The organism is Pelomonas aquatica (assembly GCF_026712205.1).
GTDB classification, from domain to species: Bacteria; Pseudomonadota; Gammaproteobacteria; order Burkholderiales; family Burkholderiaceae_C; genus Pelomonas; species Pelomonas aquatica.
Window position 1 is genome coordinate 35,134 of the sequence record NZ_JAPPUW010000013.1, and the last position, 17,867, is coordinate 53,000.

14 protein-coding genes, 1 other RNA gene and 1 pseudogene are annotated in these 17,867 nt (G+C 70.4%); 4 read left to right on the forward strand and 12 right to left on the reverse strand.

Going from position 1 to position 17,867, the window contains the following annotated elements:
- Positions 1–60: 60 nt before the first annotated feature.
- The 7 genes from mraY to mraZ all read right to left on the reverse strand — a co-directional run bounded on the left by mraY (position 61) and on the right by mraZ (position 7,611).
- Positions 61–1,239, reverse strand: coding sequence for a phospho-N-acetylmuramoyl-pentapeptide-transferase (mraY, locus tag NYP07_RS14920; protein WP_268151779.1), 1,179 nt, complete (start codon positions 1,237–1,239; stop codon positions 61–63).
- Entirely contained in the window at positions 1,229–2,617 is a 1,389-nt protein-coding gene (locus tag NYP07_RS14925; RefSeq protein ID WP_268151943.1) for a UDP-N-acetylmuramoyl-tripeptide--D-alanyl-D-alanine ligase, read from the reverse strand. The genes mraY and NYP07_RS14925 overlap by 11 nt, the downstream gene beginning before the upstream one ends.
- A gap of 5 nt (positions 2,618–2,622) precedes the next feature.
- Positions 2,623–4,089: a UDP-N-acetylmuramoyl-L-alanyl-D-glutamate--2,6-diaminopimelate ligase gene (locus NYP07_RS14930; protein WP_268151780.1), complete on the reverse strand. Its 1,467-nt coding sequence runs from the start codon at positions 4,087–4,089 to the stop codon at positions 2,623–2,625.
- The gene (locus NYP07_RS14935; RefSeq protein ID WP_268151781.1) at positions 4,089–5,885 is read right to left on the reverse strand and encodes a peptidoglycan D,D-transpeptidase FtsI family protein; all 1,797 of its coding nucleotides are present in this window, start codon (positions 5,883–5,885) and stop codon (positions 4,089–4,091) included. Before NYP07_RS14935 ends, NYP07_RS14930 begins: the two co-directional genes overlap by 1 nt.
- 73 nt (positions 5,886–5,958) lie before the next feature.
- Entirely contained in the window at positions 5,959–6,222 is a 264-nt protein-coding gene (gene ftsL, locus NYP07_RS14940; RefSeq protein ID WP_268151782.1) for a cell division protein FtsL, read from the reverse strand.
- A gap of 4 nt (positions 6,223–6,226) precedes the next feature.
- On the reverse strand, positions 6,227–7,180 hold the full coding sequence (rsmH, locus tag NYP07_RS14945) for a 16S rRNA (cytosine(1402)-N(4))-methyltransferase RsmH (RefSeq protein WP_268151783.1): 954 nt from the start codon (positions 7,178–7,180) through the stop codon (positions 6,227–6,229).
- Positions 7,180–7,611 (reverse strand): division/cell wall cluster transcriptional repressor MraZ, encoded by a 432-nt coding sequence (gene mraZ, locus NYP07_RS14950; protein ID WP_268151945.1) that lies wholly within the window; start codon positions 7,609–7,611, stop codon positions 7,180–7,182. Before mraZ ends, rsmH begins: the two co-directional genes overlap by 1 nt.
- A 430-nt stretch (positions 7,612–8,041) precedes the next feature.
- Here mraZ and NYP07_RS14955 point away from each other — a divergent pair, with 430 nt between their 5' ends.
- From NYP07_RS14955 to NYP07_RS14965, 3 genes are all read left to right on the forward strand, one after another.
- Complete coding sequence (locus NYP07_RS14955; protein ID WP_276597333.1) at positions 8,042–9,598, forward strand: methyl-accepting chemotaxis protein; 1,557 nt, start codon at positions 8,042–8,044, stop codon at positions 9,596–9,598.
- A 34-nt stretch (positions 9,599–9,632) separates the two neighbouring features.
- Positions 9,633–10,223, forward strand: a complete 591-nt coding sequence (locus NYP07_RS14960; RefSeq protein WP_268151784.1) for a chalcone isomerase family protein — start codon at positions 9,633–9,635, stop codon at positions 10,221–10,223.
- Between the two features lie 108 nt (positions 10,224–10,331).
- Positions 10,332–12,686, forward strand: coding sequence for an ATP-binding protein (locus tag NYP07_RS14965; protein WP_268151785.1), 2,355 nt, complete (start codon positions 10,332–10,334; stop codon positions 12,684–12,686).
- Here NYP07_RS14965 and NYP07_RS14970 read toward each other — a convergent pair.
- The 5 genes and pseudogenes from NYP07_RS14970 to rnpB all read right to left on the reverse strand — a co-directional run bounded on the left by NYP07_RS14970 (position 12,649) and on the right by rnpB (position 16,876).
- Positions 12,649–13,551, reverse strand: coding sequence for a carbonic anhydrase (locus NYP07_RS14970; RefSeq protein WP_268151786.1), 903 nt, complete (start codon positions 13,549–13,551; stop codon positions 12,649–12,651). The two genes, NYP07_RS14965 and NYP07_RS14970, sit on opposite strands and share 38 nt — an antisense overlap.
- Positions 13,552–13,581: 30 nt before the next feature.
- Positions 13,582–14,790, reverse strand: coding sequence for a multidrug effflux MFS transporter (locus tag NYP07_RS14975; protein ID WP_268151787.1), 1,209 nt, complete (start codon positions 14,788–14,790; stop codon positions 13,582–13,584).
- Between the two features lie 82 nt (positions 14,791–14,872).
- Positions 14,873–15,760 (reverse strand): annotated as a pseudogene (locus tag NYP07_RS14980) (methyl-accepting chemotaxis protein); the annotation flags it as partial.
- A 49-nt stretch (positions 15,761–15,809) separates the two neighbouring features.
- The gene (locus NYP07_RS14985; RefSeq protein WP_268151788.1) at positions 15,810–16,313 is read right to left on the reverse strand and encodes an MCP four helix bundle domain-containing protein; all 504 of its coding nucleotides are present in this window, start codon (positions 16,311–16,313) and stop codon (positions 15,810–15,812) included.
- Between the two features lie 192 nt (positions 16,314–16,505).
- Positions 16,506–16,876, reverse strand: an RNA gene (gene rnpB / locus NYP07_RS14990) — RNase P RNA component class A.
- A gap of 40 nt (positions 16,877–16,916) precedes the next feature.
- Here rnpB and cysK point away from each other — a divergent pair.
- Entirely contained in the window at positions 16,917–17,840 is a 924-nt protein-coding gene (gene cysK, locus NYP07_RS14995; protein WP_268151789.1) for a cysteine synthase A, read from the forward strand.
- Positions 17,841–17,867: the final 27 nt, after the last annotated feature.

Here is a 17,867-nt window from a genome sequence, read left to right on the forward strand (position 1 = left end):
TGCCAGGCCACTCGGGGCGCCCCCTTGAGGGGGAGGCGCGAAGCGCTTCGGGGGTGGGCTTCATCGCAGCTTCAGGCTGGCCAGGCCGATCAGGCACAGCAGCATCGTGATGATCCAGAAGCGGATGACGACCTGCGTCTCCTTCCAGCCGCCCTTTTCGAAGTGGTGGTGCAGCGGCGCCATGCGGAAGATGCGTCGGCCGGTGCCGAACTTCTTCTTCGTGAACTTGAACCAGCTGACCTGGATCATCACGCTCAGCACCTCGGCGACGAAGATGCCGCCCATGATGCCGAGCAGGATCTCCTGGCGCGTGATGACGGCCAGCGTGCCCAGGCCGCCGCCCAGCGCCAGCGCGCCGACGTCGCCCATGAAGACCTGGGCCGGGTGGGCGTTGAACCACAGGAAGGCCAGGCCCGCGCCGGCCATCGCGGCGCAGAAGATCAGCAGCTCGCCCGACCCCGGGATGTAGGGCAGCAAAAGGTATTTGGAGAACACCGACGAGCCCGTCAGGTAGGCGAACAGGCCCAGGGCCGAGCCCACCATCACGACCGGCATGATGGCCAGGCCGTCCAGGCCGTCGGTGAAGTTCACCGCATTGCTGGTGCCGACGATGACGAAGAAGGCCAGCGCGACGAAGCCCCAGACGCCCAGCGGCATGGAGATGGTCTTGAAGAAGGGGATCAGCAGGTCGGCCTTGGGCGGCAGCTCGGTCGAGAAGCCGCTGGACACCCAGCGGATGAAGAGCTGCACGACGCCGAGGAAGCTCGTCTCCGACACGCTGAACGCCAGGTAGATCGCCGCGAACAGGCCGATCAGCGACTGCCACAGGAATTTCTCGCGGCTGGCCATGCCCTCGGGGTTCTTGTCGACGACCTTGCGCCAGTCGTCCACCCAGCCGATGGCGCCGAAGCCCATGGTCACCAGCATGACGACCCAGACGAAGCGGTTGCTCCAGTCGAACCACAGCAGCGTCGACACGCCGATGCCGATGAGCACGAGCACGCCGCCCATCGTCGGCGTGCCGGTCTTGGCCAGGTGGGCCTGCACGCCGTAGGCGCGCACGGGCTGGCCGATCTTCATCTCGGTCAGGCGGCGGATGACCCAGGGCCCGAAGGCCAGGCCGATCAGCAGCGCCGTCATCGCGGCCATCACCGCGCGGAAGGTGATGTACTGGAAGACGCGCAGAAAGCCCAGGTCGGGGTAGAGGCCCTGCAGCCACTGGGCCAGGCTAAGCAGCATGCGTGTCTCCAGGAGGGGTTTGCAGGGCGGAGACCACTTGTTCCATCTTCATGAAGCGCGAGCCCTTGACCAGGGTCTGGGCCGCGTCGGGTTGTTCCTTGAGGGCCGCGATCAGCGCGGCCGTGTCGTCGAAGGCGCGGGCGCGCGGGCCATAGGCCGCGGCCGCGTCGCGGGCGGCCACACCGGCCGTCCAGAAATGCGCGATGCCGCGCTCGGCCGCATAGGCCCCCACCTCGCAGTGGAAGGCCGGGCCTTCGTTGCCCACCTCGCCCATGTCGCCGAGGACGAGCCAGCTCTCGCCCGGCATGCCGGCCAGCACCTCGATGGCGGCGCGCACGCTGTCGGGGTTGGCGTTGTAGCTGTCGTCGATCAGCGTGCGGCCACGCGCATCCCGCTTCAGCTCGGAGCGGCCCTTGACGGCGCGGAAGCTCTCCAGGCCGTTGGCGATGGCCGTCAGCGGCGCGCCGGCCGCCAGCGCGCAGGCGGCGGCGGCCAGCGCATTGCGCAGGTTGTGCTCGCCGGCCATCTGCAGCGCGACCGGCACGCTGCCCGCGGGCGTGTGGATCTCCAGCGCCCAATGCGTGCCCATCCAGGCCGCATCGCCGGTCACGTCGGCCGCGCCGCGCAGCGCGAAGCTCAAGTGCGGGCGCGAACCGGCCAGTTCCAGCCAGATCGGCGCGCAGCCGTCCTCGGCGGGGAAAACGGCGCAGCCGCTGGCGGCCAGGGCCTCGATGACGGCGCCGTTCTCGCGCGCGACGGCCTCGACGGTGGCCATGAATTCCTGGTGCTCGCGCTGGGCGTTGTTGACGAGGGCGACCGTGGGCTGGGCCATCGCGGCCAGCGGCCCGATCTCGCCCGGGTGGTTCATGCCCAGCTCGACGACGGCGGCGCGGTGGCTGAGCTCGTCGTCATGGCGCAGGCGCAGCAGCGTCAGCGGCACGCCGATGTCGTTGTTGTAGTTGCCCTCGGTGGCCAGCGCCGCATCACCGACCCACGCGCGCAGGATGCTGGCGATCATCTGCGTCGTCGTCGTCTTGCCGTTGGAGCCGGTGACGGCGATGACGGGCAGCTGCTGCTGGCGGCGCCAGGCGGCGGCGAGCTGGCCCAGCGCCGCCTTGGCGTCGGGCACCAGCAGGCCCGGCAGGCCCGCTTCGGCGAGGCCGCGTTCGGCCAGCGCGGCGACGGCACCCGAGGCCTTGGCCTGCGCGAGGAAGTCGTTCGCGTCGAAGCGCTCGCCGCGCAGCGCGACGAAGAGGTCGCCGGCGCGCAGCGTGCGCGTGTCGCTGTGCACGCGGGCGAAGCCCAAATTGCCAATGTCATCGCCGTCGCCGACCAGCGTCGAGCCGGGCAGCAGGGCCTGCGCTTCAGCCACGGTCATGAAGTTCACAGGCCGGCCCTCTCGAGCAAGGCCGCACGCGCCTCGGCCACGTCGGAGAAGGGGCGGCGCACGCCGTTGACTTCCTGGTAGTCCTCGTGGCCCTTGCCGGCGATCAGCACGATGTCGTGCGCACCGGCCTCGGCGATGGCGGCACGGATGGCGGCCTCGCGGGCCTCGATGACCGCGGCCCCGGGCGCGGCGGCGGCGATGTCGGCCAGGATCCGGGCGGGCGCCTCGGTGCGTGGGTTGTCTGTCGTGATGACGACGCGGCCGGCCAGCCGCGCGGCGATGGCGCCCATCAGCGGGCGCTTGGTCGCATCGCGGTCGCCGCCGCAGCCGAACACGCAGACCAGTTCGCCGCCACGTGCCTTCGCCAGCCCCTGCAGCGCGGACAGGGCCTTGTCCAGCGCGTCCGGCGTGTGGGCATAGTCGACGACAACCTGGGGCAGTTCGCGCCCATTGCCGACACGCTGCATGCGGCCGGGCACCGGCGTCACGAGTTCCAGCACGCGGGCCACGTCGGCCAATGCATGTCCCTGGGCGCGCAACGCGCCGGCCACGCCGAGCAGATTGGCCGCGTTGTAGTCGCCGATCAGGCCGGTCTGCACGGCAACCGCCTCCGCGCCCTCGTGCAGCATGAAGGCCAGGCCCTCGCCGGTGTAGTGCAGGCCGCGGGCCGCGAGGCGCGCGTCGCTGCGTTCGACGCCGGTGGTCCAGACGTCCAGGCCCGCCAGCTCGGCGGCCAGCGCCGCGCCCTTGGCGTCGTCGAGGTTGACGACGGCCGCGCGCAGGCCGGGGAAGCCGAACAGCGCGCGCTTGGCCGCCCAGTAGGCGTCCATGCTGCCGTGGTAGTCGAGATGGTCCTGCGTGAAGTTGGTGAACACGGCCACGCGCACGGCGCTGCCCGAGAGCCGGCCCTCGACGATGCCGATGCTGCTGGCCTCGATGGCGCAGGCGGCGAAGCCGTCGGCGCGCATGCCGGCGAAGGCGGCCTGCAGCAGCACCGGGTCGGGCGTGGTCAGGCCGTTGTAGTCGAGCCTGGGCGGCTCGCCGATGCCCAAGGTGCCGACGACGCCGCAGCGTTGCCCAAGCTGGCTGGAGGCCTGGGCGATCCACCAGGCCGACGAGGTCTTGCCATTGGTGCCGGTGACGGCGATGACGTCCAGCGCGTCGGTGGGCTTGCCGAAGAAGGCGGCGGCGATCTCGCCGGTGCGGGCCTTGAGGCCGGGCAGCGAAGCCACGCGCGCGTCCATGAAGCCGAAGCGCTCGACGTCGTCGTCCTCGACGAGGCAGGTCGACGCGCCGGCGGCCAGCGCCGCGGCGACGAACTCGCGGCCGTCGCGCGCGTAGCCGGGCCAGGCGATGAAGGCGTCGCCGAGCCGCACCTGGCGGCTGTCGGTGCGCAGCGTGCCGGTGCACCACTCGGCGAGCCAGCGTGCGGCGGCTTCGGGGGATTTGAGTCTTGTCAGCATCAGAAGCTTTCTTCCGTGGCCACGGCGCCCTTGTTCGCGAAGATCTGGCTCTTCACGTCGAGGTCGGGCTGCACGCCCAGCAGGCGCAGCGTCTGCGCCGCCACTTGGCTGAACACCGGGCCTGCGACCTGACCGCCGTAGTGGGCGCCGGCCGTCGGCTCGTCGACCATGACGGCAACGACGATGCGCGGCTTGCTGATGGGCGTGATGCCGACGAACCAGGAGCGGTATTTGTGGGCCGCATAGCCGCGGCCTTCCTGCTTGTAGGCCGTGCCGCTCTTGCCGCCGACGCTGTAACCGGGCACTTGCGCCTCGGGCGCGGTGCCGCCGGGGCCGGCGGCGGCCTGCAGCATCAGCCGCAGCTCCTGCGTGACCTTGGGCGAGAACACGCGGATGCCGGCCACCGGCTGGTCGTGCGGCTGGCGCAGCATGCTGACGGGGATGATCTCGCCGTCGCGCGCGAACACCGTGTAGGCGCGGGCCAGCTGGAACAGCGACGCCGACAGGCCGTAGCCATAGCTCATCGTCGCCTGCTCGATGGGCCGCCAGGTCTTCCAGGGGCGCAGCTTGCCGCTGACCGCGCCGGGGAAGCTGATCTGCGGCCGCTGGCCCAGGCCGATGGCCGTGAACATCTCGTGCATCTCGCGCGGCTGCATCTGCATCGCGAGCTTGGTGGCGCCGATGTTGCTGGAGAACTTGATGACGTCGCGCACCGGGATCACGCCGTGGGCGTGGGTGTCGCTGATGACGGCGCCCTGGAAGGCGTATTTGCCGTTGCCGGTGTCGACCGGCGTGTCGGGCGTGGCGCGGCCGGTCTCCATCGCGAGGCCGGCGATGAAGGGCTTCATCGTCGAGCCGGGCTCGAAGACGTCGGTCAGCGCGCGGTTGCGCAGCTGCTCGCCGGAGAGGTTCTGGCGGTTGCCGGGGTCGTAGCTGGGGAAGTTGGCCAGGGCCAGCACCTCGCCGCTCTGCGCGTCCAGCACGACGACGGAACCGGCCCTGGCCTTGTTCTCGGCCACCGCGTCGCGGATGCGCTGGTAGGCGAAGAACTGCACCTTGGAATCCACCGACAGGTCGATGTCCTGGCCGTTGGCGGCGGGCACGATGTCGCCGATGTCTTCCACGACGCGGCCCAGGCGGTCGCGCACGACGGAGCGCGAGCCGTCGCGGCCCTGCAGCTCCTTCTGGAAGGCCAGCTCGATGCCCTCCTGGCCCCTGTCCTCGACATTGGTGAAGCCGACGACATGGGCCGCGGCCTCGCCCTCGGGGTATTTGCGGCGGTACTCGCGGTCCTGGAAGACGCCCTTCAGGCCCAGGGCCTTGACCTTGGCGGCGGTGTCGTCGTCGGCCAGGCGCTTGAGCCAGACGAAGCGCGTGTCGGGGTTGAGCTTGGCCTCCAGTTCCTTGTTGGACAGGCCCAGCGCCTTGGCCAGCGCCTGGCGCTTGTCGGCGTCGGCATCGACCTCCTTCGGAATCGCCCAGATCGACGGCACGGCCACGCTGGCGGCCAGCGTCTGGCCGCTGCGATCGTTGATGCGGCCACGGCTGGCCGGCAGCTCCAGCGTGTGCGCGTAGCGCGCCTCGCCCTGCTTCTGGAAGAAGTCGGTGTTGAGCACCTGCACATAGACGGCGCGCGCCAGCAGGCCGAGGAAGGCCAGGCCCACGAGGGCGACGAGGAAGCGCGAGCGCCAGGGCGGCGTCTTGGACGCGAGCAGCGGGCTCGTCGAATAGCTGACGCCTCGGCCGGCGCCGAGCGCCCGGGCGCCGGACTTGTTGGCCTTGCCGCGACCGCTCATTGATGCACCCTTCGCGCTGCGCGCTGTCCCGCCAGGCGGGAGCGAGCTTGCTTGGGGCGGCCCTGCGCGACGCTCATGGCGTGACCCCCGACGCGACGACGGCCGGCGTGATGACGCGCATGCCCAGCCGCTCGCGCGCGACCTGCTCGACGCGCAGATTGGTGGCCTGGGCATGGCGCTCGGCCGCCAGGCGCTCGGCGTCGGCGGCCAGGCGCTGGCCCTCGGCCCGGGCCTTGTCGAGCTCGGCGAACAGGCGGCGCGACTCGTAGGCGCTGTGCACGAGCACGACGCCGCTGGCCAGCACGGCCAGGATGAGCAGCAGGTTGAGCTTGGCCACTGGCTCAGGCTTTCAACGGCGCGTCGGTGCGCTCGGCGATGCGCAGCACGGCCGAGCGGGCCCGCGGGTTGGCCTTGACCTCGGCCGCGCTCGGCATCACGCGGCCCAGGGACTTCAGCGCCAGCGCCGGCGGCGGCGCGAACGGCGCGCGGCGGTCGAACTCGGCCTTGCTGTGGGCGGCGATGAACTGCTTCACGCGGCGGTCTTCCAGCGAATGGAAGCTGATGACCGACAGCCGGCCGCCGGGGGCGAGCAGCCGCAGCGCCGCGTTCAGCCCCTGCTCAAGCTGCTCAAGCTCGCGATTGACATGAATCCGAAGGGCTTGAAAGGTGCGCGTGGCCGGGTCCTGGCCGGGCTCGCGGGTCTTGACCGCGCGAGCCACGAGTTCGCGCAGCTCGTCGGTGCGCGCGAGCGGCGCACCGGCTTCCCGGCGAGCAACAAGCGCCTTTGCAATCTGGCCAGCAAACCGTTCTTCGCCATAGTCCCGAATCACCTGTGCGATCTCGTGCTCGTCGGCGCGCGCGAGGAAGTCCGCCGCGCTTTCGCCGCGGGTCGTGTCCATGCGCATGTCCAGCGGCCCGTCGAAGCGGAAGCTGAAGCCCCGCTCCGGGTTGTCGATCTGCGGGCTGGACACGCCCAGGTCCAGCAGCACGCCATCCACCCGGTGCACGCCGATGGCCGCCAGCTGCTCGGCCATGTCGGCAAAGCCGCCGTGGACGATGGCAAAGCGCGGGTCGGTGACGGCCGCCGCCGCGGCAACGGCCTCGGGATCGCGGTCGATGCCGATCAGCCGGCCCTCGGGCGCCAGCCGCGCGAGCAGCGCGCGCGAGTGGCCGCCGCGGCCGAAGGTGCCGTCCACATAGATGCCGTCAGGGCGCGCCAGCACGCCCTCCACGGCCTCGTCCAGCAGCACGGTCGTGTGGCGGAACTCGGCGCCGGGGTTCAGGTCGGCGCCCATCAGAAGCTGAAGTCCTTGAGCGCGTCGGGCAGCGGGCCGGCCATGACCTCGGCCTCGTGGGCGGCATGGGCCTCGGCGTCCCAGAGCTCGAAGTGGCTGCCCATGCCCAGCAGCATCACGTCGTTCTTGAGCCCGGCGCTCCTGCGCAGCTCGGGCGAGATCAGCACGCGGGCCGCCGAGTCGATGTCGACATCCAGCGCGTTGCCGAGAAAGACCCGCTTCCAGCCGGCAGCCGGCATCGGCAGCGCGGCGACCTTGTCGCGGAAGACCTCCCAGGTCGGTCGCGGGAACAACATCAGGCAACCGTCCGGATGCTTGGTGACGGTCAGCCGCCCTTGGCAGAGCATCTGCAGCGCCTCACGATGCCGAGTGGGAACGCTCAGGCGGCCCTTGGCGTCCAGCGCCAGGTTGGAGGCTCCCTGAAAGACGATTTCCGACACTTTTCACCACGAAACGACACTTAACCCCACTTTAAGCGCCCCAACCCACCCGGTCAAGATTCCGCACAAGTTTTTTCAATGAAATCAAGCACTTAGCTTGGCTGTCGAAATTCACAGCTCACCAAGAAAATATCGTTCATAAATAAGGACTTGCCCGTTACTTGCGAAGCGGCGCTTGAAGTATGGTGGAGCGCGGCACCGTGTTTGTCCCCATCCGCCGGGCCGCCGCCGCGGCTCCGGGCCTGGCGCTGTCTGGCCGGGGTTTTGCCGCACATATCACGGCAGGCCCGTCTCGCTGGCCGCTCAGATTGCATCCGGGGCGGCGATTTCTGCTGAAATTTCAGCCGGTTTCATCCTGTTGCGGCCCGCATCAAGAACGCCATCAAGCGGGCCGCACGCTTTCTCCAACCAAGGCTGCTCCATGAAGTTTTTGTCCCAACTGCGTATCGGACAACGTCTCGCCGCGGGCTTCACCGTTGCGATCGCCTGCCTGGTGGCCATGGCGGCCCAGGGCTATTTCGGCATCCAGACCCTGAACGGCGAGATCAGCCGCCTCGTCGGCACCGACTACAAGGCCGCGGCCCTGGCCAACCGCGCGAAGGCCGAGCTCGGCGATGCGTCGCGCTCGATGATGACGACCCTCATCATGAGCGGCGAGGAGCAGATCAAGAAGGAGCTGGACACCGTCGCCAGCCAGCTCGAAGCCCACGACAAGACCATGGCCGAGCTGGAGCCGCTGCTGACCGACGAGGCCAGCCAGGAGCAGCTCAAGGCGGTCAAGGAGGCGCGCGCCAAGTTCATGCCGGCCCAGGCCTCCTTCGTGAAGATGGTGGCCGCCGGCGACACGGAAGGCGCGCCGCTGAAGTTCCAGTTCTCGGTGCGGGCCGCCCAGGTCAAGTACCAGGCCGCGCTGGACAAGCTGGTCGAGACCCGCAACGCCGCAATGGAGGCCGCCGGCCTCAAGTCCAACGGCGTCGCGCACAGGACCGGCCTGCTGCTGATCGCGCTGGCGCTGGCCGCCTGCGTGGCCAGCGTGGCCATCGGCGTGCTGACGACGCGCGGCATCGTCAACCCGCTGCGCGGCGCGGTGAACGTGGCGCGCCAGGTGGCCTCGGGCAACCTGACCAGCGAGATCGAGGTGCGCAGCCGCGACGAGACCGGCGAGCTGCTGCAGGCCCTGTCGGACATGAACGAGAGCCTGAAGGGCATCGTCGGCCGCGTGCGCGAGGGCACGGAGTCCATCTCCTCGGCGTCCAGCGAGATCGCCAGCGGCAACCTGGACCTGTCGGTGCGCACCGAGGCCCAGGCGGCCTCGCTGGAGCAGACGCTGTCGGCCATGAAGACGCTGACCGACGCCGTGCAGCAGAACGCCCAGAACGCCCAGCAGGCCAACCAGTTGGCCCAGGCCGCCTCGCAGGTGGCTGTCGAGGGCGGCGCGGTCGTGGCCCAGGTCGTCACGACGATGGGCAGCATCGACGCCTCGTCCAAGAAGATCGTCGACATCATCAGCGTCATCGACGGCATCGCCTTCCAGACCAACATCCTGGCGCTGAACGCCGCCGTCGAGGCGGCCCGCGCCGGCGAGCAGGGCCGCGGCTTCGCGGTCGTGGCCGGCGAGGTGCGCTCGCTGGCCGGCCGCAGCGCCGACGCCGCCAAGGAGATCAAGCGCCTCATCGCCGACTCGGTCGAGCGCGTCGCCCAGGGCAGCCAGCTCGTGGCCCAGGCCGGCAGCACCATGCAGGGCGTGGTGGCGAGCGTGCAACGGATGACCGACATCATGGGCGAGATCACCCACGCCAGCGCCGAACAGAGCACCGGCATCGAGCGCGTCACGCATACCATCCACGACATGGACAAGAGCACGCAGCAGAACGCCGCGCTGGTGGAGCAGGCCGCCGCCGCCGCCGACTCGCTGCGCAGCCAGGCCCATGGCCTCGAAGAAGTCGTCAGCCTCTTCAAGCTCGAAGCGGCGCACTGAACCCATCCCCCGAAGACCAAGACCAGGAGACCTCATGAAGACGAACACCGCCCTCCGCTGGATTGCCGGCCTGGGCCTCGCCCTCAGCCTCGGTGGCGCCGCGCAGGCCGTCGAAGTCGGCGGCCTGAAGCTCGACGACACCGCCAAGGTGGGCGGCAAGGAGCTCAAGCTCAACGGCGCCGGCGTGCGCGTGCGCATCGTCGTGAAGGTCTACGCGATGGCCCTCTACCTGACCGAGAAGAAGACGACGACGGCCGGCGTGCTGGAAAGCAGCGGCCCGCGCCGCTTCACCCTCGGCCTGCTGCGCGAGGTGACCGGCGACGAGCTCGGCCAGGCCTTCATGGCCGGCATCACGGCCAACACCGACAAGGCCGAGCGCTCCAAGTTCGTCAACCAGCTCGCGCAATTCGGCGAGGCCTTCGTCAGCATCCCGCAGGCCAAGAAGGGCGACATCATCACCGTGGACTGGGTGCCCGACACCGGCACGGTGATGGCGCTCAACGGCAAGCAGATCGGCGACCCGCTGAAGGACGTCGGCTTCTACAACGCGGTGCTGAAGATCTGGCTGGGCGACAAGCCCGTCGACTCCACGCTCAAGCCGGAGCTGCTGGGCAGCAAGGGCTGACGGCGCCATGCGCCAGCGACCGCGCCACGCCGCCAGCGCGCCGTGGCGCGGCATGCCTTTTTCACGCCGTTCTTTAACGTGCCCGTCTTGTGGCAGCATGACCTCATCTTGAGCCGCAAGCCCTCCTCCTCGCTCTTCGCCGCGCTGGCCCTCGGCGCCAGCATCGGCCTGCTGCTGCCGGCTCTGATCGTCGGCGGCCTGTTCATCGGGCTGCGCGAGTCCCAGGTCGCCGAGCAGGCCCTGCAGCGCGACCTCGACGCCAAGCTCGACGTGCTGGCCAGCAGTCTGCCCGAACTGCTGTGGAACCTGGACGCCGTCGCCGCGCGCGAGGTCGTGTCGGCCATCGTCAAGTCGCCCGAGGTCGTGCGCGTCAGCGTCAGCGACGCCTCCCAGGGCCAGCCCTTCATCGAGAACCACCTGCCCGAGCGGCGCCTGGGCCGCACGCTGACCGGCGAGCGCGACATCCTGCGCGGCGCCACGCGCATCGGCCACATCCAGATCGAGATCGACGACCATCTCAGCACGGCCGCCGTGCTGCGCCAGCGCTGGCTCTACGGCGCCACGGTCGGCGGCCAGTTGCTGGCGTCGCTGGCCCTGGTGCTGTGGCTGCTGAATTCGCGGCTGTTCCGCCCGCTGCGCGAACTCGGCGGCTTCGCCAACGACCTCGCCCAGGGCCGCTTCAACGCGAAGCTGCAGCACAAGCGCCGGGACGAGATCGGCCTGCTCGGCGGCCACCTGGAGCACATGCGCGACGCGCTGCAGCAGCAGTTCGACGCCCAGCGCGCCCTCATCGAAAGGCTGCGCGGCATGGCCGAGACGGCGCCCGGCGTCGTCTACCAGCTGCGCCTGGCGGCCAGCGGCGAATTCTCGTTCGCCTACGTCAGCGAGGCGGTGCGCGAATACTTCCGGCTCGGCAGCGCCGAACTGGGCCGCAGCGCCGCCCCCTGGTTCGAGCGCATCCACCCCGACGACCGCAATGCCGTGCGCGAGAGCCTGCTCGCGTCCGCCCGCAGCCTCGGCCCCTGGCAGCAGGAGTTCCGCGCGCTCCAGGCCGACGGCGGCGAGCGCTGGCTCTACGGCAACGCCATCGCGCAGCGCGAGGCCGACGGCAGCGTGCTGTGGCACGGCTTCCTGACCGACATCTCGCGCCAGCGCCGCGACCAGCTGGAGCTGGAGCGCTACCGCCATCACCTGGAGGAACTCGTCGAGGCCCGCACCGCCGAGCTGGCCGAGGCCACCGAGGCCGCGCAGGCCGCCAGCCTGGCCAAGAGCGCCTTCCTCGCGAACATGAGCCACGAGATCCGCACGCCGATGAACGCCATCATCGGCCTGACCTATCTGGCCCAGAGCGACGCCGTCGAGCCGGTGCAGCAGCAGCGCCTGCAGAAGGTGGCCAATGCGGCCGAGCACCTGCTCAGCGTCATCAACAACGTGCTCGACTTCTCCAAGATCGAGGCCGGCAAGCTGCAGCTGGAGCGCGTCGAGTTCAGCGTCGACGAGGTGCTGGACAACGTCGCCAACATGACGCTGCAGAGCGCCGCGGCCAAGGGCCTGAAGGTCGAGTGCGACATCGCCCCGGCGCTGCAGGGCCGCCCGCTGCTGGGCGACCCGCAGCGCATCACCGAGCTGCTGCTGAACTTTGCCGGCAACGCGGTCAAGTTCACCGACCGCGGCTTCGTGCGCCTGTCGGCGCACAGCGAGGGCTGGCCTTCGCCGCAGCGCCTGGCCGTGCGCTTCGAGGTGCAGGACAGCGGCATCGGCATCGCCCCGGAGGCGCAGGTGCGGCTGTTCCAGGATTTCGAGCAGGCCGACAAGTCCACCACGCGCCGCTACGGCGGCACGGGCCTGGGCCTGGCCATCTGCCGCCGCCTGGCCGAGCTGATGGGCGGCATCGTCGGCGTGGACAGCACGCCCGGCGGCGGCAGCCGCTTCTGGTTCCAGGTCAACGTCGAGCCCACCGACATGAACGACGAACACGTGCCCGAGGCCGATACGCTGACCCGCTCGCACACCGCGCGCGAGCGCCTGGCCGCGCTGGCCGCCAGCCACCCGCGCAAGGTGCTGCTGGCCGAGGACAACCCGGTCAACCAGGAGGTCGCGCTGGCGCTGATCGGCAGCACAGGCCTGGTCGCCGACGTGGCCGCCGATGGCCGGCAGGCTGTCGACATGGTCGGCAGCGGCGACTACGCGCTGGTGCTGATGGACGTGCAGATGCCCGTCATGGACGGCCTGGACGCGACCCGCGCGATCCGCCGCCTGCCCCAGGGCGCCGAGCTGCCCATCCTGGCGATGACGGCCAATGCCTTCGACGACGAGCGCCAGCGCTGCCTGGACGCCGGCATGGACGACCACGTCGCCAAGCCCGTCGTCGCCGAACAGCTGTTCTCGACGCTGCACGACTGGCTGTCCGGCCAGCGCGCGACGCTCAAGGGGTCGCGCCGGGCGCCCCCTGCGACTCCTTGATGATGCGCCCGGAGCCGGCCTGCAGCGGCCGCGCATTCATCGGGTAGAGCCGCGCGAAGATGCCGATCTGCTGGGCCGTCAGCGGCACCGGCTGGCGCATCACCATCCACAGCACGCCCTCGCTGCAGGGCGGCGTCGTCAGCGAGCCCATATAGGTGTAGTAGCCGCGCTCGGCGGGCAGCAGCTGGCCCGGGTCGAGCGGGGCCTGGGCCTGCAGGGCCTCGCCCTTCTCCAGCGGCAGATTGGCCCAGACCACCTGCACGACCGGCTGGGGCTTGTCGTCGCGGCCGCGCTCCAACGGCACGGCGACGACGGCCAGGCGGCCCTGCTCGTCGCGGTGCACGAGGTGGACCACCATGTCGAACTGGCGGCCGTTGATGCGCTCCTCGCTCGGGCGGTGGAAGTGGAACTGCAGCAGCTCGAAGCGCCGGCCCATGACCGTCAGGCCGCTGCCCGGCGCGACATTGACCTGCACGGTGTGGCCGTTGTCCAGCACCGAAAAGCCGCCGACGCGGTAGTCGAAGGCGATGGGCTCCAGGTCCACGGCCAGCCCGTCGCGGATGTCGATGGGGCTCTGGCGCGTGCCGGCCGCGCAGAGCCGGTTCTCCGGCGCCAGCTCGCCCCAGTGCTCGGGGCCGACGTCGCCGGCATAGCCCCAGTGGGCTGCGTGGGCCGCCTCGGCCTTGGCCGGCTTCGCGGCCCGCGGCGCCGGCCTGGGCCTGGCCGTGGCGCTGCCCTCGCCCGGGTTGGACAGGCGCTCGGCCAGGCGCTGGCGCAGCGCCTCCACGGGTTCCTTCGGCTCCTCGGCCGGCGCCGCCGCCGCGGCCAGCAGCAGCGCGCCAAGCCACCAATGCGTCTTCTTCATCATCTGGATTTCGGCGTCGCCGGCCCGGGCTTAAGCCTCGACGGAGCGGCGCACGCCATACCAGGCCGCCAGCCCCACCAGCATCAGGCCAGCCGACGTGAAGGCCAGCGCCACCGTCGAGTGCATGACCAGCGGCACCAGCACGCCGGCCACCAGGCCGTTGGCCGCGGAGCCTATGCAGGCCTGCAGCGACGAGGCCATGCCGCGCCGCTCGGGCACCTGGTCCAGCACCAGCAGCGTGACGACCGGCACCATCATGGCCCAGCCGAACGAGAACAGGCCGATCAGCGGCAGCGCCCACCAGGCGCTCAGCGGCGCGAACAGGTTCAGCAGGATGTTGGCCGCCGACACCGCGGACATGATGCGAAAGCCGCGCATGATCTGGCGCTTGGAAGACATCCGGCCCGCCAGCCGGCCGCTCATGGCCGCGCCGCCCATGATGCCGCCGATGGAGCAGATGAAGAACCAGAAGAACTGCGTCGGCGCGAAATGCAGGTGCTCGCCGAGGAAGACCGGCGTGGCCAGCACATAGAGGAACATGCCGTTGAACGGGATGCCGCTGGCCAGCACCAGCAGCATGAACTTGGCGCTGCTGCACAGCCGCCAGTATTCGCGCATCAGCGCCACCGGGTGGAAGGGCTGGGTCAGGCCGGCGTGCAGCGTCTCGGGCAGCAGCCGCCAGTTGGACAGCAGCAGCGCCGCGCCGACGAGGGTCAGGAACCAGAAGATCGAGTGCCAGTCGGCATGCACGAACAGGAAGCCGCCCACCATCGGCGCGATGGCCGGCGCGACGCCGAAGAACAGCGTCACCTGCGACATCACGCGCTGCGCATCCGCCGGCGGGAACATGTCGCGGATGATGGCCCGCGACACGACGATGCCGGCCCCGGCCGACATGCCCTGCACGGTGCGCCAGAACACCAGCTGGCCGATGCTGCCGGCCAGCGCGCAGCCCATGCTCGCCGCGGTGAAGACGGCCAGGCCGATCAGCACCACGGGCCGGCGGCCGAAGCAGTCCGACAGCGCGCCGTGGAAGAGGTTCATGAAGGCGAACCCGAGCAGATAGGCCGACAGCGTCTGCTGCATCTGCAGCGGCGTCGCATCCAGCGCCGCGGCGATGCCGGAGAAGGCCGGCAGATAGGTGTCGATGGAGAAGGGCCCGACCATGGCCAAACAGGCCAGCAGCACGGACAGGGCCCAGCGGGGCGCGCGCCACAGGCGGCTGGCGTCGGGATTCATCAGGGGGCGTCGGGCAAGACGAGCAAACGGCCGCGGGTTGCGGCCGTTTGCAGTTTATCGACCCCTTCCGGGCCGCGCCGGGTCAGGCCGCCAAGCCCCCGTGCGAGCGCGCCGTCTTGAACTGCGCGATGACCTCCGGCAGCCCGGCCGCCTGCTGCTTCAGGCTTTCCGCCGCCGCCGCGCTCTGCTCGACGAGGGCGGCGTTCTGCTGCGTGCCCTGGTCGATGGAGGCGACGGCCTGGTTGACCTGGCCGATGCCGCTGCTCTGCTCGCTGGCCGAGGCGTTGATCTCGGCCATCAGGTCGGTCATGCGCCGCACCTGGCCGACGATGTCGCCCATCGTCGCACCCGCCTCGCCGACCAGCGCGCTGCCGGCCTCGACCCGCTCGACGCTGGCGTGGATCAGGCCCTTGATCTCGCGCGCCGCCTGCGCGCTGCGCTGGGCCAGCGCCCGCACCTCGCCGGCCACCACCGCGAAGCCGCGCCCCTGCTCGCCGGCGCGCGCTGCACGACGTCGCTGCCGCGCCCCGCCACCTCGACGGCCGCGCTGGCGAGCTGGCTGGCCTGGCGCGAGCTGTCGGCCGTCTGCTGCACGGCGGACGTCATCTGCTGCATGGACGCCGCCGTCTGCTGCAGTGCGCTGGCCTGCTGCTCGGTGCGGCTGGACAGGTCGTGGTTGCCGGTCGCGATCTGCTGCGAGGCCGTCGCGACGGCTGTCCGCCGACAGGCGCACGCGGCCCACCCTGTCCACCAGGCTCTCGTTCATGCGCCTGAGCTCGGCCAGCAACTGGCCGAGCTCGTCGTCCCGGTCCACGACGATGTCGGAGCTGAGGTCGCCCGACGCCACCGCCTCGGCCAGCTGCACGGCGCGCTCCAGCGGCCGCGTGACGGCATTGCTGATCAGCCAGCCCATCAGCGCCGCCGCCACGACGGCCGCCGCGCAGACGGCCAGCATCAGCAGCCGGTCCGCCACATAGGCATTGGCGGCCGACGCCACGCGCTGGCCGGCCTGCTGCTGCTCATAGGCGATGTAGTCGTTGCTCGCCTTCAGCAGCGCCGCCAGCAGGGGGCCGGCATTCGGCGTTCATCTTCGCGATCGCGTCGTCGTGCCTGTCGTTCAGCGACTTGCCGACGATGTCCAGCGCCACGGGTCCGTACCGGGTCTCGATGCGGCCGATCTCGGCCACCAGCTCGCGGTCGCGCTGGTCCAGCCCTGCTGCGGCAGCCACCGCCTCCTGGAGCCGGGCCAGGGCCTTGCCCATGTCTTCATGCGCCTGCGTCACCAAGGCCTTCTCGACCTCGCGGTCGGCCGGCTGCGTGACGAGGACGAGGTTGCGCGCGGCGATCGCACGGCGCGTGGCCGCGCCGCGGATCTGGTTGGCCAGGCGCTCGCGCAGGCCGACGCCGTCGAGGTAGTCGGAAAAACGGTCGTTCGACCGCCCCAGCGCGCGCAGCGCCAGGCCGGACACCAGCAGCACGACGGCCGCCAGCAACGCAAAGCCCAGGATCAATTTGGACCTCACTCTCAGATGGCTCAAACCCATTACGTTCTCCCATTGAACACTTGATGCCTTGGCAAGGCGCGGCCTGGGCGGGCACGCGCCGGCGCTGTCTCGGCACCGGGCGCTATGGGGTGGCGCGGATTCCTAACGCCGGGATGGTGCGAAATCTAGACCTTCGCGGGCCGCTTGGCGAGGGGGATATGCAGATTGAAAGAGTGAAGCAAGCCGATAGGCCGGATTCTGTGCGCCGCCTTCCCCTTGCGGTTCGGACGGCGTGACCGCCATTCCTCTGGGCCGGGCATCGCTGCCCGGCTCGGTGCCACCTACCCGCCAGCTCTGCGAGCCGCATCGACGCTGGCCTACTTGGTGTTGCTGCGCGTAGAGATTGCCCGTTGCACCCGACCCCGTGGGCTGCGCTCACGGTCCCGCAGGGCGAACCCTGCACGTTTGGTCGACTCGTCTCTGTTGCTCTGATCCTCGGCTTACGCCGGGCAGCCGTTAGCTGCTACGCCGCTCTGTGCAGTCCGGACCTTCCTCCAGGGCCGTGTTTCCACGCTTGCCCCAGCGGCGGTCTGGCTTGCTTCACACTAGCGATTATCCCAGCACCACGGCCCAGGCACCGACATGAAGGCTCAGAACGTCCTCGACACCATCGGCAACACCCCGCACATCCGGCTGCAGCGCCTCTTCGCCGGCGCCGAGGTCTGGGTCAAGTCCGAGCGCAACAACCCCGGCGGCTCGATCAAGGACCGCATCGCGCTGGCCATGGTCGAGGACGCCGAGGCGCGCGGCCTGCTCAAGCCGGGCGGCACCATCATCGAGCCGACCTCGGGCAATACCGGCGTGGGCCTGGCGATGGTGGCGGCCGTCAAGGGCTACAGGCTGATCCTCGTGATGCCCGACAGCATGAGCATCGAGCGCCGCCGGCTGATGCTGGCCTATGGCGCCAGCTTCGACCTGACGCCGCGCGAGAAGGGCATGAAGGGCGCCATCGCCCGCGCCCGCGAACTGCTGGAGCAGCACCCGGGCTCGTGGATGCCGCAGCAGTTCGAGAACGCGGCCAACCCGGCCGTGCACCTGAAGACGACGGCGCAGGAGATCCTGCGCGACTTCCCCGAAGGCCTGGATGCGCTGGTCACCGGCGTCGGCACCGGCGGCCACATCAGCGGCTGCGCCCAGGTGCTGAAGGCCGCCTGGCCGCAGCTCAAGGTCTATGCGGTGGAGCCCAGCGCCTCGCCCGTCATCAGCGGCGGCCAGCCCAGCCCCCACCCCATCCAGGGCATAGGCGCGGGCTTCATCCCGGCCGTGCTGGACACGGCGCTGCTGGACGGCGTCATCCAGGTCGAGGCCGAGGCCGCGCGCGAATACGCCCGCCGCTGCGCCCGCGAGGAGGGCCTGCTGGTGGGCATCTCCAGCGGCGCGACGCTGGCCGCCATCGCGCAGAAGCTGCCCGAGCTGCCCGCGAGCGCGCGCGTGCTGGGCTTCAACTACGACACCGGCGAGCGTTATCTGTCGGTCGAAGGCTTCCTGCCCAGCCAGGCGGCCTGAAAGCCCGCCGGGCTAGCGCCTGGCCAC